Source organism: Nocardia sp. CA-119907 (assembly GCF_050955995.1).
Classification (GTDB): domain Bacteria; phylum Actinomycetota; class Actinomycetes; order Mycobacteriales; family Mycobacteriaceae; genus Nocardia.
On the sequence record NZ_CP192091.1, the window covers coordinates 2,906,218 to 2,921,111 of the forward strand.

Annotated in this window: 12 protein-coding genes; 10 read left to right on the forward strand and 2 right to left on the reverse strand. The window is 65.9% G+C overall.

The genetic code is table 11. The features are described 5' to 3' along the window. Positions 1–75: 75 nt before the first annotated feature. From ACQP2D_RS12710 to ACQP2D_RS12740, 7 genes are all read left to right on the forward strand, one after another. On the forward strand, positions 76–2,823 hold the full coding sequence (locus ACQP2D_RS12710; protein WP_433683905.1) for an AAA family ATPase: 2,748 nt from the start codon (positions 76–78) through the stop codon (positions 2,821–2,823). 79 nt (positions 2,824–2,902) lie between these two features. Then, positions 2,903–4,072: an FAD-dependent monooxygenase gene (locus ACQP2D_RS12715; protein WP_433683906.1), complete on the forward strand. Its 1,170-nt coding sequence runs from the start codon at positions 2,903–2,905 to the stop codon at positions 4,070–4,072. A 49-nt stretch (positions 4,073–4,121) separates the two neighbouring features. Then, positions 4,122–4,493: a hypothetical protein gene (locus ACQP2D_RS12720; RefSeq protein WP_433683907.1), complete on the forward strand. Its 372-nt coding sequence runs from the start codon at positions 4,122–4,124 to the stop codon at positions 4,491–4,493. Between the two features lie 503 nt (positions 4,494–4,996). After that, positions 4,997–6,328 (forward strand): DHA2 family efflux MFS transporter permease subunit, encoded by a 1,332-nt coding sequence (locus tag ACQP2D_RS12725; RefSeq protein WP_433685629.1) that lies wholly within the window; start codon positions 4,997–4,999, stop codon positions 6,326–6,328. Positions 6,329–6,840: 512 nt separating this feature from the next. Beyond that, on the forward strand, positions 6,841–7,914 hold the full coding sequence (locus ACQP2D_RS12730; protein WP_433683908.1) for an ATP-grasp domain-containing protein: 1,074 nt from the start codon (positions 6,841–6,843) through the stop codon (positions 7,912–7,914). An 18-nt stretch (positions 7,915–7,932) separates the two neighbouring features. Next, on the forward strand, positions 7,933–9,165 hold the full coding sequence (locus tag ACQP2D_RS12735; protein WP_433683909.1) for a hypothetical protein: 1,233 nt from the start codon (positions 7,933–7,935) through the stop codon (positions 9,163–9,165). Then, positions 9,143–9,901 carry a LysE family translocator gene (locus tag ACQP2D_RS12740; RefSeq protein WP_433683910.1) on the forward strand — a complete coding sequence of 253 codons (759 nt, stop codon included), beginning with the start codon at positions 9,143–9,145 and terminating at the stop codon, positions 9,899–9,901. Before ACQP2D_RS12735 ends, ACQP2D_RS12740 begins: the two co-directional genes overlap by 23 nt. A 72-nt stretch (positions 9,902–9,973) precedes the next feature. On the opposite strand, the gene ACQP2D_RS12745 is transcribed toward ACQP2D_RS12740, so the two are convergent. Beyond that, positions 9,974–10,705 (reverse strand): response regulator transcription factor, encoded by a 732-nt coding sequence (locus ACQP2D_RS12745; RefSeq protein ID WP_433683911.1) that lies wholly within the window; start codon positions 10,703–10,705, stop codon positions 9,974–9,976. A gap of 312 nt (positions 10,706–11,017) precedes the next feature. On the opposite strand from ACQP2D_RS12745, the gene ACQP2D_RS12750 reads away from it, so the two are divergent. From ACQP2D_RS12750 to ACQP2D_RS12760, 3 genes are read left to right on the forward strand one after another with little or no spacing between them, the layout of a single operon-like run. Continuing rightward, complete coding sequence (locus ACQP2D_RS12750) at positions 11,018–12,061, forward strand: GNAT family N-acetyltransferase (RefSeq protein WP_433683912.1); 1,044 nt, start codon at positions 11,018–11,020, stop codon at positions 12,059–12,061. Further along, positions 12,049–13,302, forward strand: a complete 1,254-nt coding sequence (locus ACQP2D_RS12755; RefSeq protein ID WP_433683913.1) for an MFS transporter — start codon at positions 12,049–12,051, stop codon at positions 13,300–13,302. Before ACQP2D_RS12750 ends, ACQP2D_RS12755 begins: the two co-directional genes overlap by 13 nt. Then, a complete protein-coding gene (locus ACQP2D_RS12760; RefSeq protein WP_433683914.1) occupies positions 13,299–14,582 on the forward strand; it encodes a KamA family radical SAM protein in 1,284 nt (427 codons plus the stop codon). The genes ACQP2D_RS12755 and ACQP2D_RS12760 overlap by 4 nt, the downstream gene beginning before the upstream one ends. A gap of 73 nt (positions 14,583–14,655) precedes the next feature. Here ACQP2D_RS12760 and ACQP2D_RS12765 read toward each other — a convergent pair whose 3' ends face one another. After that, positions 14,656–14,877: a hypothetical protein gene (locus ACQP2D_RS12765; RefSeq protein WP_433683915.1), complete on the reverse strand. Its 222-nt coding sequence runs from the start codon at positions 14,875–14,877 to the stop codon at positions 14,656–14,658. Positions 14,878–14,894 lie beyond the last annotated feature (17 nt).

The following is a 14,894-nucleotide window of genomic DNA, read 5'->3' on the forward strand; positions in this document are numbered from 1 at the left end:
GCGCCCGCGAACATCCACATCCCGTCCCGGCATTGAGAAGAAGCTTCCGGAAGACGTTAGGGTGCGCTCTGATCGATGGTGGACGGAAGTCAGGGCGAACGGATGTTATACGGCCGCACGGTGGAGCAGGCGAGGATCGACACACTGCTCGCCGACGCCGTTGCGGGGCGTCCCGGCGCGCTGGTCGTGCGCGGCGAGGCGGGGATCGGCAAGTCCGCGCTGCTGGAATACGCCAGGTCGGCCGATGCTCGACTGCTCTCGGTCACCGGTATCGAGTCCGAGACGGAATTGCCTTTCGCCGCATTGCATGTGCTGCTGAGTTCGGTGCTGGATACGGTCTCGCAATTGCCGCGACAGCAATCCGATGCGCTGCTGGCGGCATTGGGATTCGGTTCGGCGACACCGGCCGACCGCTTTCTCATCGGCCTGGCCACCCTGAGCCTGCTCACCGAACTTTCGATGGACGGACCGCTGCTGTGCCTGATCGATGACGCACACTGGCTGGATCAGGAGTCCGCCGACGCACTATTGTTCGCGGTGCGGCGCCTGCACAGCGAGCCGGTGACGCTGATCTTCGCCGCCCGCGACGGCGAGCGTCCCTTTCTCGCACCCGGCGTGCCCGATTTGCAGCTGATCGGACTCGATTCTGTTGCCGCACAACAGCTCGTCGATGCCGCAGCCGCCCTCGCACCATCCGCGCGGGATCATGTCATCGCCGAGGCCGGTGGCAATCCGCTCGCCCTGCTGGAGATTCCGCGCACACTCACGCCCGCGCAGCGCGCCGGAGCCGACACACCGCTCGGGTACTCACTCGGCGGATCCGAACCGCCCTCGAGTCTGGTGCTGACCGGATTTCGGACACGGATCCGGGCGATGCCAGCGGCGTCGCGGCTGTGTTTACTGGTTGCGGCCCTGGACGACAGCGGACATATCGAGCCGGTGACCAGGGCCCTACCCGCGCTCGGTGCCGCACTGACCGATTTCGCGCCCGCTGAACAGGCCGATCTGGCCCGGGTCACGTCCTCCGGCATCGAATTCCGGCATCCGCTCATCCGCACCGCCGCCCGATTGGCCTGCGATGTCGCGGAGCGGGTCACGGCGCATCGGGCACTGGCCGGGGCCGTGGACGACGACCGCAGGGCTTGGCATCTGGCCGCGGTGACCACACTGCCCGACGAGGCGGTCGCCGCGCAATTGGAGGACGCCGCGGTGCGGGCACGCCGCCGCGGTGGGCAGATCGCGGTCAGCGCAGGCTATGCCAGGGCCGCGGAACTCTCACCCGCCGCGGCAGATAGGTCTCGTCGCTGGACAATCGCGGCAACTGCCGCCTACGAGGCCGGATTATCCGAGCGCGCAACCGATTTGGCGGAGCGCGCGAACTCGGGACCGCCGCCCGTCGAGCCGTCGGTCGTGGCGGAACTCGCCCGGGTGCGCGCCGGGCTGGCCTTCGAGGCGGGACATCCGCTCGAGGCCACGCGACTGCTGCACGACGGGGTCCGCGCACTCACTGCGGGGGCTGCGCATGATCGACCGACCTGCCTGGCGATGCTCGGCTGGGCGGTCATCTATGCCTGGTCCAGCCGCCCGCATCCGGACCAACTCGTACTGGCTCGTCGCACCGAAGACCTCGCAGCCGGAATGTGTGGGCCGGAGCACGCGATTCACGCGCTGGCGCGCGATGTTCGCCTGCTGCTGGAAGGGGATCGACTGGCCGTCAATATCGCACCGCACAATCTCGGCGATGTCGCCGACCTGCCGGTCGACCTGCATATTGTCGCCGCTTATCTGGGTTTCGCCCGTGGCGATGTGGACGGTATGTACCGGGATGCGACGCGTCTGGTCGACGCCTGCCGCACCGCGGGCCGGATCGGGCGCATGCCCCAGGCCATGATGATGCTCGCGATCGCCGAACTCGCGACCGGACGGCATCGCGCGGCGCGGGCCACCGCGGCCGAGGCACGGCGACTCGCCGAGGACATCGGCCAGCACTACTGGAAGTACTACCTGGCCGGGGTCGCCGCATGGTCGGCCGGGGTGGCGGGCGCGGAGCAGGAATGCCGGGCGCTGGCCGCGGAAGCGATCGCGGAGGGTGGGATGTGGATGACCGGGATCACCTGGGCCACCTACGCTCTCGCCGCACTCGACTCCGGCTACGGCCGGTACGCACAGGTGCTGGACCGGCTCGACAAATCGGCAGCCGGTCCGGGCAGGCACGCATTCGTCTGGCGCTATGCCTATCCCGATTATGTCGAGGCCGCCGTCCGCATCGGCGATCCGCAGCGCGCACACCAGGCGCTGACGCGGTTCACCAACTGGGCCAGGGCAATCGACCAACCATGGGCGCTCGCGGTCCTGCACCGCTGTCACGCCCTGCTGACCGATGGTGACGCGGCGGATCTCTACGAGCGCGCGCTGCGTTTGCACGCGCGCGGCGATCAGCCCTTCGAACAGGCCAGAACCGAACTGATGTACGGCGAATGGCTGCGCCGCCACAACCGTCGCGCCGAGGCGCGGACCCAGTTGCAGGCGGCCATGGCGACCTTCGATCTGCTGGGCGCGGTCCCGTGGTCCGAGCGCGCGGCGGCGGAATTGCGGGCGACCGGAATCTCGATATCGGACCAGGGCCGTGAGTCCGATCCGCTGGCTTCACTCACCCCGCAGGAACTTCAGGTGGTGCGTCTGGCCGCGACCGGTGCCACCAATCGGGAGATCGGCACCCAGCTGTTCCTGAGCGCCCGGACTGTCGGCTATCACCTGTACAAGGCGTTTCCGAAGCTGGGTGTGGCCTCGCGTGCCGAACTCGCCAGGTATGCGATGACTTAACCGGCGGTGTGAAGCACGCTGGCTATTACCGTCATTCGACAGACGCGGTCCCGGTCGGATGGTTCGTAGCGTCACCACCATGAACATTCCCACCCAGACCGAAGTACTCGTCGTCGGTGCGGGCCCGGTCGGCATGGCGCTGACCGCATCGCTCGCCGACAAAGGTGTCCCCGTCGTACTCATCGACAAGCAGGCCGCAGGGGAGAACACCTCGCGTGCCGCCGTCGTCCACGCCCGCACCCTCGAGGTGCTGACCGAACTGGATGTCACCGACAAGCTGGTGTCGCGGGGAATCATCGTCGGGCAGGCCACGGTTCGCGAACGCGATCGCGTGCTGCTGCACGTCGGTTTCGAGGACCTGCCCACCGACTATCCCTTCACGCTGCTGATCCCACAGGACCTCACCGAAGAGGTACTGCTGGAGCGGTTGGTGACGACCGGCGCCCAGGTGTCGCGGCCGTGTGAGCTGACCGCGCTGGCCGAGGACCCGGACGGCGTCACCGCGACCCTGGCCACCGGTGAGGTGATCCGTGCGCGCTATGTCGTCGGGGCCGACGGGATGCACAGCCTCGTCCGCGAACAGTCCGGAATCGCCTTCGAGGGAGATACTTACGCGCAGTCGTTCGTACTCGCCGATGCCGTACTGGGCGGTGATGTGCCCGATGCGGAGATCCGGCTGTACTTCTCGCCGGAGGGGGTCACCGTCCTCGCGCCACTGCCGGGCGGTCGCCACCGCATCGTGGCCACCGTGGACGACGCACCGCCGCAGCCCGACCACTTCCACGTCCAGCACCTGCTGAGTACCCGTGGCCCGCAACAGCATCCGGCCACCGTGGAGCACATCGTGTGGAGTTCGCGCTTCCGTGTGCACCACCGATTGGCAGCGCGTTATCGGGCGGGGCGTATCTTCCTCGCCGGGGATGCCGCGCATGTGCACAGTCCGGCTGGTGGGCAGGGTATGAACACCGGTCTCCAGGATGGGCTCAATTTGGCCGCAAAGCTCGCTGCGGTGATCCGCGATGGTGCAGACGACAGCCTCTTGGACGCGTACGAGGCCGAGCGGCGACCGGTCGCGGAGAGTGTTGTAGCGTTCACCGACAAGATGACTCGGGTCGCGACCGTGGACAGCGCACCCCTGCGCGGCCTGCGCAATACCGTGCTGCGCGCGTTGGACTGGGTTCCGGCCGTGCACCACAAGATGGCCATGAACCTGTCCGAACTCGGTATCGATCCGCAGCGCGTCGGCTGAAGGCTGCTCGTGAGATGTCCACTGCTGGAGGCGAACTACGGTACGTAGGGTGAAGCTCTTGGAACGTCCGGTCGTCCTTGCGTTGACCTATGTCGTCGGCTCGGTCCTGCTCGGGCCAGCCATCTTCCTGGGTGGCTATGCCCTCTTCACCGGAGGAGTCGGCGATTACTGCGACGAGGTCTTTGGCGCCCCAGCTTCACGCGACGCGGCATTCACAGCTGCGCAAGGCTTTCAGATCACCGGCGCATGCACCATGCTGGCATTCGGGCTTGTCCTGCTGGCCGATCTGTGGGCCCACCACCACCAGATCAGCCTGGTACGACTTACTGTGAGCAGCTGTGGGATTCTCGCCATGATGTGCGGGTTCGGCCTACTCATCCTGGTGTCAGGCCCAGCAGGTCAGAGCTGTTCGCCGGGATGACACCTGATGTGACATCGCTGTCAGCGACCCGTTGCCACTCACAGTGCGCTTCCACAGCGATTGCGGCGAAACCGACAAACGCCAAGCCCGGCTACCGCCGAACGCGGACCGCGGTGGATCGGTTCCGGTGCCGGGGTACCGGTAGACGACCGCCGTGCCGATCGCGGTGAGCAGTCGATGCGCGGCACCGAAGTGAATCTCCCACCTCACGCGCGGGTGGACTCGATGCGATCCCAGGCAGACACGATGTCTGGCCAGTGTCGCCGATCGCCGCGTCCCACGGCCCGGCGCGAACTCGGTATCGATCCACGGCGGATCGCGCGAGTGCCCGCGGCCGAACTGGTCGGTCGACTGCCAAACTTAAGCCGATGTAAATGTGGGGGTCGCCGGTTGGCGGGGGTGCGGCGGGCGAGTCGAGAATTCCCATCGTGAGCGATCTTGTTGCGCCGAACCGGGCCGGGCCCGCACCGCCGCGACTGAGTTCGGTCACCGGACGGTGGGTCATGACGGCCGCGGTGCTCGGGTCGGCGGTGGTCCTGCTGGATGCGCCGGTCGTCAATGTCGCTGTGCCGCGTATCGGTTCGAGTCTGGGTGCCGAAGTGGCCGACTTGCAGTGGGTCGTCGGCGGTTACACGCTGGCGCTGGCATCGCTGATCCTGGTGGGCGGGGGATTGGGCGACCGGGTGGGTCGGCGTGCGGTATTCGTGTGGGGCAGTATCGGTTTCGCGGTGGCATCGCTACTGTGCAGCGTCGCGCCCACCATGGAAATGCTGATCGTGGCGCGGGTTGTGCAGGGGATCGCGGGTGCGTTGCTCACCCCGGGCAGCCTGGCCTTGATCACGGCCTCGATCGATCGTCGTGATCACGGTGCGGCAATCGGGTTGTGGGCCGGACTTGTCGGGGTCGTCGAGGCGGTCGGACCCGTGGTCGGCGGTTGGCTGACCGAGTCGGCCGGGTGGCGCTCGGTATTTCTCATTACCGTGCCGTTCGCGGTGGCCGTGACCGTCGTTTCGGTGCGCTACCTTCCGGAGTCGCGGGATGCGCACGGGCGACCACTCGATCTATCGGGTGCGGCCACCGCCGTGGCCGGGTTGGGTGCGCTCACCTACGGGTTCATCGGCGCACGCGGGTGGATGTCGCTGCTCGGCGCGGCGTTGCTCGGGATGTTCGCGCTCATCCAGTTGCGCGGTGAACATCCGCTGCTGCCGCCATCACTGTTCCACTCGCGGATATTCACCGCGGCCAATATGGTGACCGCGGCCGTGTACGCGGGCCTGGGTGGCGTCTACTTCCTGCTGCCACTCCAATTGCAGGTGGTCGCGGGGTATTCGCCATTGGCGGCGGGCCTGGCCACGGTGCCGATCACCGGGATCATGCTGGTGTCGTCCCCGGCCGCGGGTCGGTGGGCGCAACGGCACGGTGCACGGATCCCGATGACACTCGGCTCGGCACTTGCCGGGTTCGGTGCCGTCCTGTTGACGGAGATCGGTCCGCGCGCAACCTATCTGAGCGATGTGCTGCCGGGGACCGTCGTGCTCGGTGCGGGTCTGGCCGTCTTCGTTGCCCCGCTGACCGGTGCGGTGTTCGCCGCGGTGTCGGTGTCGGACACCGGAATCGCCTCCGGGGTGAACAATGCGGTCGCCCGGACCGCACAACTGCTCGCCGTCGCCGCGCTGCCGGGGCTCGTCGGTATCTCGGGCGCGCCGCTCACCGATGCCATCGGCTTCGGCAGCGGTTTCCGTGACGCGCTGTGGATATGCGGTGCACTACTTTTCGCCGGTGCGGTACTCACCGCGACCCTCATGCCGCGAACGCCGGAATCTTCGCTGATATGACCGGCCCTGGCACTGCGGCATTCCGATAGCCGTAGCCGTGGATGGTCGTGTATCCGGCCTCGCGGAAATCTCACACCGATTCGCTTTATTGCGTGGTCGGTACATTTGATGTGTCCCGGGTGTGCCGAAATATTCCGTAGCCCTGATCTGCGCTGCTGTTGAAAGAATTCTCACAAACCGCGCGAACCAAATGCTGTGCGGCGCTTGTGAGATATCGCTCACAAAAGAGAAGTGCGTCGATCGACAATAGGTTCTCCATGCCGCTGCCGCATGTTGGCAGATGCGTTACTTCAGCTTAATTTTCGGCACTAAATTCAAGTGTGTCAGCCTGGCTTCGAGCGGAGGAATCTGTGCAATCACACGTGACTGTCATACATAGAGTGCGCGGCGTCGACGTCCCGTATCTCGACCGTATCGATCACGTTTCCAATTCCGTCACCTATGTTTGCTCGCGCAGTGTGCTGGACGGTATACCGGCGCATGCCGCGGCTGCGGTGATGATTCTCGATGATATGGCTCTCGTACCAGCGGCGGTGCGTGATCTCGCGGCCCGGTTCGGTACGCCGGAACGGATTGTCGCGCTCCATGAATTCGACCTGCTCACGGCCGCTGAACTGCGTGCGGAATTCGATCTGCCGGGCGATCGGCCGGAATATTCGGTACGGTTCCGCGATAAGCTGTCGATGGGCGAAACCGTTCGTGAGCAGGGTGTTTCGGTGCCCGCATTCCGTGCTGCGGCCGATGTGGCCGCCATCCGAGAATTCGCCTCCGAGCACAGGTTTCCGCTGATCGTCAAGCCGCGGCTCGGCGCGGGGAGCCGAGATGTGGTCAAGCTGGATTCCGCCGAAGACCTCGCCGATCTGCCCGACCTGAGTGCCGAACCCTTTCTCGTACAGGAATTCTGCCCGGACGAGGTGGGTGCGATAGACGGCGTCTGGACCGGCAGTGGGCTCGGCCCATGGCGTGCCTCGAAATATCTCGGTACGTGTCTCGAGTTCGCCGACAACGGAACCAGCCTGGGCTATATCGAGATCGACGACCCTGCCCTTATCGGCCCGCTCGCCACCTTTGCCGAATCCGTGCTTTCCGCGCTCAGTGCTGGTGTCCCCACCGTCTTTCATCTCGAATTCTTCCTCGGCTACGCCTTCGGTATACCGCACATTCGATTCCTCGAAGTGGCGGCGCGCGCCGCCGGTGGGGAGACCACCCATATGTGGCGGGAAGTGCACGGCTACGACCTCCTCGGCGCCGCGATCGATATTCAGCTCGGTCGCACGCCGGTCACCGCTTCGCTCGCCGATTCGGAGGTGGTCGCCGAATTGCTGATCCACCCGCCGCTCAGCCCACCCTGCACGGTGCTGGACGTGCGATTGGATATTCCGCGCGCATATGCCCCGTACCACTATTCGGTGCCGCCGGTGGGGACGATGATCACCGAAACATTCGGCTACGCCGAGATCGGTGCGGCGTTCCGCTTCCGTGGACGTTCGAATAGGGAAGTGGTCGAGGCAGTGCGGCGCACCATCGCCGGATTCCGGATGGATTGCGTCGCACTCGATTCGCCGACCGACGCGGCCGTCGCCTGAAACGCCCGGACTGTTCTCATGTCCTGGTTTCGCGCCTTGCTGCCGTCGGCCGGACCGCAGAGCATGCTGACGCTGATCACAGTCGCGGCGGCCGTCTCCAGCGGTATCTATTTGTCCACCGTCGTCCTCTACTTCACCAGAATCGTGCGGATCTCGCCGATGCAGGTCGGCGCGGGACTCAGCGTCGCCGGTGTCGCCTGCGTGGTCAGCAATATTCTGGTCGGCCGAATCTCGGATCGGCGTGGCCCGCTCGGTGTGCTGCGCGCCAGCCTGTTCGTCGGGGCCGTCGCGACCGTCGGCTTTCTCGCGGTCGACGGATTCGCGATGTACCTGATCGTCATTCCGGCGGCAGCCGCGGCGCAGGCCTGCGTCCAGCTACTGATCTCGGCGATGATTCCGCGGGTTGTCACCAGTCGCGCCAACGAGTTTCGTGCCTATATCCGCTCGGTGCTCAATGTCGGTATCGCCATCGGCATCGGCCTGGCCGCGGTAGCCGTGCAATGGGATTCCGCGCTGGTCTATCGGGTCGCCATCATTATCGCCGCCGGTTTCCTGACCGCGGCGGTACCGCTGGTCGCCGGACTGCCCGTGATGGGGCCAGCAGCGGCGACCGCCGAATATCACGGTGACCGCTGGATCGCGCTGCGGGACCGGCCATATCTGGCACTGACCGCATTGGACGGCGTGTTGTCGCTGCAGTACCGAATCCAATCGGTCGCCATACCGCTGTGGATCATCGGTGCCACGGCCGCGCCGCGCTGGTCGATCGCCGCGATAGACATGGTGAATATCGCCATTGTGGTCGGGTTCCAGGTCCGAGCCAGCCGACGGGTCGTCGATGCCACCGCCGCGGGGGTCGCGCTGCGCCGCAGCGGTTGGGTGTTTCTTATCGCATGTGTGCTGCTGGCCACCGCGCACGGACGCGGCGGCTGGGTTGTCGTGCTGATCCTCGGGGTCGGTGCCGCCGTGCTCAGCGTCGGCGAATTGTGGCAGACGGCAGGTGGTTTCGAGGCATCGAACGCACTGGCGCCGCCCCAGGACCTCGGGCTGTATCTGGGTGTTTTCGGCATCGGATTGCGCATGGCCGATGCGGTAGGCCCGGCATTGCTGACGTGGCTGTGCATCAGCTTGGGCGTAATCGGCTGGTACGTAACGGGATTCATCCTGCTGGCGGCCGGGCTGCTCGCGCCGGTGGTCATCAGGCGGGTCGCGTCGACACGCGACCGGTATGCGCTCGTTCCGGCGCTGTGAATACGAATATCTGGGCCACGGAGGGGCACCGGTGGATCTGATTTCCTTTACACTCGCGGCGACTCTCGGGGCCATCTTGCCGGGTCCCGATTTCGCGTTGGTCACACGTTATTCGTCGATCAGAGGGCTGCGGACCGGTATCACCGCGGCGCTGGGGATCACCGTCGGTATGGCGGTGAACACTACCGCCGCTGTCGTGGGCATCGGTGCGGCGATCGCCGCGACGCCGGGGGCGTTCACCGTAATCCGCGTGGTCGGTGCCGGATATCTACTGTTCCTGGGCGCCAAATTGCTGTGGTCGCTGTCGAAGACCGTTCAGCCCGTGGTCGGCGATCTGCCGGGCAGTCTCGACGCGGAGCCGTTCCGGCGTGGGTTCGTGGTCAATGTGACGAATCCGAAAGCGATCCTGTTCCTGGTGGCACTGATGACGCACTTCCTACCGCCGGGTTCGTCGTTCGCGCACAAGCTGACGCTCGGCACCATCATGGTGCTTCCGGTGCTGATCTGGCTGCTGGTAGTGGCTTTCGGCTTCTCCCGTCTGCAGCGCTTCTTCGCAGCGCACCGCAATCGCCGCGCGATGGACGTGGCCACCGCTGTGGTACTGATGGCGCTCGGTCTGCACGTCGCGTTAGGCGGTCTGCCCGGACCGGCAACCGACGAGGTGAAGGCCGGATTCCCAGTGCATGTGGATATGTCGGTGCCGGTGACCGGTCACCCGGCGATCATGGGTCGCTAGCTCGAAAATCACTGTCCGAGGGGATGATCGAAGCGACGTCGGCAGGCATCGCGGATCGTTGGTCGAAGCACTTCACCGCGCCCCCGATGCCGCGAGCGCCGGAAGCGCAGTCGGTATGACCGGCCCTGGCGCCGCGGCTTCCGGGTTCCACCGGTAGCCGTAACTATGGATGGTCGTGATCAGACCTGGGCGGTTCAATTTTGTCCGCAGCCTGGTGATGTGCACGTACAGCGCGTGCGACACCCCGACGAACGCATCGCCCCAGATGCGGTCCAGCAACTGCTGACGGCTGACCGCCACTCCGGGGCGCTCGACCAGCTCGCGCAGCAGTTCGAACTCGACCGGGGTCAGCTGCACCGGCCGCCCGGCGACCTCTACCATCCCGGCCAGCAGATCCACCCGAACGTCCCCCGCGACGACCGTCGTTGCCGGCGCGAGGTTTCGGCGGACCGCCGGAGCGCGTCGGGCGATCGCGTCCAACCGAGCCGTCAACTCGCCGATGCGGGGCGGCTTCACCAGGTAATCGTCGGCTCCGCTGCGCAGCGCGCGCACCACCGAGCGCTCGTCGGAGTCCGCGGTGAGCACGAGCACCGACATCGAACTGACTTCGCGCAGCTTGCGCAGCGCCTCCAGCCCCGGCATATCCGGCAGCTCGAGGTCGAGGATGGCGGCGTGATAGCGATGGTGCGCGACCAGCAGGTCCGCACCTCTGCGTTTGTGATCCGCCTGATGGCCACGGCGGCGCAGCCGGTGCACCAGCGCGTCGGCCTCATCGCCATTGTCATCGACCACGATCACCCGCATACTCGACACCTCTGCCTTCGAATGCTCTGTGCCCGGCCGATTTCGATTCGGACGGTCGCGATTCGGACACTAGGGCAGCCGCGTGGCGAGATCATCCGCCATTCCGGATGGGAATATCCGCATCGATGCGCGGTGGACCGCCAAGGTCAGCGGCGATGAGTTCGCGTTCCCATGTGCGGGGACAACTCTTTCTATATCGCAGTCCAACGCGCCACTTAATATGGTGTCATCAACTGACGGCACGTTCGATTGGGTGAATCCGCGGCATCAGCGTCGATCTCGCTCACTCATCGGGGAATCTGCGGGTGAGCGATGCGCGTTGAGCTGAGAACGTCCGAGATCCGCCCCACCGAATGGGCCATGCTCGCGGCCGCGACCGCGGACTTCGCCGTGTCGGATCGTTGGCTGGAAACGATGGGGCCGCTATTGCCGGGCGAGCCGCGCTGGCTGGTGGCCTATGTCGACGGACGGCCGGAAGTCGGGCTGTACACCCGGTTGCTGAAATCCGCACCGGCAGAACCGCGTTACGACATCGCCGCCATCTTGCGCGGGGAGATCCCATCACCCGGGCCGCGATCGCCGCTACCGTCCGCACCGGATGCCACATCGCTGTATCCGGCGGTGCTGGCGCTGCAGCCCGGCTACACCTGCATTCCCGCCGGCCCCGGAGCGACCGACCCGGTTGTCCTCGGCCACACCGTCCAGGCCGTACATGCCTGGGCCGAGCAGCAGGGTGCCCGGTCGATGTCGTATCTGTACGTCCCGGAACGGCAACAGATCTTGCACAGCACGCTGGAAGAGGTTGGCGCACAGCCGGTCCAGCTGTATCCGACGTGCGTCATGCCGCTCGATTTCGGAGATATCGCTGGGTATCTGGCGCAGTTGTCACGGGAACGGCGGCGGGATCTGCGACGGCTGCTGCGCCGGATGGAGGAGAGCGGAGCGCAATTGCGCGAGGAGGATCTCGGCGAGGTCCGCGACGCGGTGTTGGAACTGCGGATGGGGTTGCTGCGCAAGTACAACTCCGCAGGCGACCGTGCCGCCCAAGCGGCGACATTGGACCGGATGATCCGGCATTACCCGCCCGAGGATCGAGTGGTGACCACCGTCCGGCAGGGGGATCGGATTATCGGCTTCTCGCTATCGCTGCGGCACGGGAATACGCTGCGAGCGCTGTGGTGTGGGCAGCGGCCGGAGGCATACGGCACGTATTTTGTGATGCTGTTCTACGGGCTGGTGGCGGCCGCATTGCGTCGGGGGTGCACCAGCATCGACTACGGAACCCTCAAGTGGCAGGAGAAGGTTTCCTTCGGCTGCCGTCTGGAGCAATTGGCGGGTCACACATGTCTATTGTGAACGGCCACTGCGGAACTCGGTTGTTCATTCCGGGCCAAATCGTCTCCCTGCTCGGCGACGGGCTGGCCGTGCTGGCCATTCCGCTGCTGGTGTTGCAGTTGACCCATAGTCCCGTCGCGGCGGCATTGGCCGCCACACCGCGCACGGTCGGCTACCTGGTCGCCGGGCTACCGGCCGGGCCGGTGGTGGATCGTGCCGATCCCTGGCGGGTGCTCATCATCGCCGATCTGGCGCGGGCGGCTGTCTTCGTCGCGCTCTTCGTGCTGACCGTCGCCCGAGTCGGTTCGGTGGGTGTCATCCTGGCGCTCGCCTTCGGGGCCGGGGTTGCCGGGGTGTTTTTCGAGACGGCGCTGGCGGTCGCGGTGCGGGATATCTACCGTGATCGAGCGTTGGTGCGCACCAATGCAATTCTCGAGACAGCGAGCCAGACCTCGATACTGCTCGGGCCGCCGATAGTCGGATTGCTCGCCGCCACAATCGGATTGGGTGCCGCGCTGGTGGTGGAAGCGGCGACATTCGTGGTGTCGCTTGCGACGCTGTGGAGCACCCACCGTCGCCCACCGGAGCCGATCGATCGCCGAGCTCCAGTGTCGTGGCGACGATTCGGGGCCGAGTTCCGCGCCGGGTTGCGCTATCTCACTGCGTCCTCGGCCATCGGTGCATTGGCCGTGCTGCAAGTGGTCACCAATCTGTGTCTTGCGGTTCAGACGCTGATCGTGTTCTTCGCGCACGACTATCTGGGCATGTCGGCGGGGCTGGTCGGCGTAGTGGTTGCCGCCGGTGGCATCGGCGGAATCCTGGGTGCGGCAACCGCTCCCGTGTTCATGACGCGGTACCGTCCGGTACCGCTGTGTGTGGCGGCTATCCTGCTGATCGGCATCGCCTTGGGCACGGCGGGTTTCGCGCCGAACCTCTGGTGGCTCACCCTCGCCAATGCCGTGTTGATCTGGGCCGATGTGCTGGCCAGCATCGTGGTCCGCACATTGCGGCAGCAACTCGTGCCGCGCGAGCTACTGGGCCGGGTCACCAGCGCGATGCGGACGGTCGTGCTGGCGGCCGCACCGGTCGGTGCGGTGCTCGCGGGCCTGCTCACGCACCTCGACGGCAATAACCCGCGTCCGATCTTCCTTGCGGCCGCGATACTCATCGGAGTGTGTTCCCCGATCGTCTGGATTTTCGGACTGCGACGCCATCGCGCCATTCCCCTGCTCCGCCGCGACGAAGAGTTGGTGACCGTATGAAGCTCTACACCGGCGAGCGCCTGGCCGAGTTGGCCCTGGCGCGTGGCCTTTCCGAGGACTACCTGCGTGATCTTCGGATCGTGGCCGCGGTGTTGCCGTTCCGCGTCAACAACTATGTCGATCGCGAGTTGATCGACTGGACGGCAGCGCCCGACGATCCGATCTTCCGGCTCACCTTTCCGCACCGAGATATGCTGCCGCCCACGGTATTCAGCAGTATTGCCGAGTTGTACGACGCCGACGCCTCGCGGGAAGTGCTGGCCAAGGCGGGCGCACAGGCGCGTCGGTTGCTCAACCCACATCCCGGCGGCCAGCTCGACGCGAATATTCCTGTCCTGCAAGGGCAGTCGTTACTCGGGCTACAGCACAAGTATCGGGAGACCGTGCTGGTGTTCCCGTCGCAGAGCCAGACCTGCCATGCCTACTGCGGTTACTGCTTCCGCTGGGCCCAGTTCGTCGGAACCGAGACCCGCCAGGCGATTTCGGATCCCACCGTAGTGACCGCCTACCTGCGCGAGCATCCGGAGGTCACCGATGCGCTGTTCACCGGCGGGGACCCGATGATCATGCGGACCGCAGTGCTGCGCCGCTGGGTCGATCCACTGCTGGAGCCGGGCCTGGAACATATCCGCACACTGCGTTTCGGTACCAAGGCGCTGTCCTACTGGCCGACCCGATTCACCGACGACGCGGATGCGGACGACCTGTTGCGCCTGTTCGAACGGTGCGTGGCCGCGGGGCGGCACGTCGCCGTCATGGCGCACTTCTCGCATCCGCGCGAGCTGTCCACCGCCGCGGTGCGCAGGGCCATTGCCCGCATCCGGGACACGGGTGCGGTGATCCGGGCGCAGGCGCCGCTGATCGCCCACGTCAACGACGATGCCGATGTCTGGGCGCGGATGTGGCAGGCGCTGGTCGAATCCGGCGTGATCCCGTACTACATGTTCGTCGAACGAGACACCGGCGCCCGCAACTATTTCGAGGTTCCGCTGGCACGGGCACTCGAGATCTACACCGATGCCATTCGACAGGTATCCGGCCTGGCCCGCAGCGCCCGCGGCCCGGTCATGTCCACCCACATCGGCAAGGTCGTGCTCGATGGTGCCCCAACGATCATGGGTACCAAGGTCTTTGCGCTGCGCATGCTGCAATCACGCGACCCGCGTGACACCGGCAAGCAGTTCTTCGCGCACTATGACCCCGGCGCACATTGGCTCGACGACCTCACACCGGCCCTCGGTACGACGATTCCCGGGCAGCCCGCCAGCGAGGTTGTTTAGTTGCGCAACGCTTGGGGTGCCGTCCTGTGGTTGTGTACGCACCCCGTCTGGTTTCGACCGCTGGCCGGTCGACCTAGCGGTACGTGGGGCACGCAGTGACGACGATGACAAAGCTCGCCTCGTTCAACGGTTCGGCGCGCAGCGATAGCGTGCCGTCCCGATCGAGACCGGCCGCACCGCACAGCATCTTGCCGTCGACCATGGCCATTATCAGTGGCGGTTCCGCGGTGGGTGTCGAGTTGGCGATGAAATCCTGCTCGTCCTGCGACACGAATGCCACGGTAGGTGTTGTCACGATTGGGAATCGTGCGC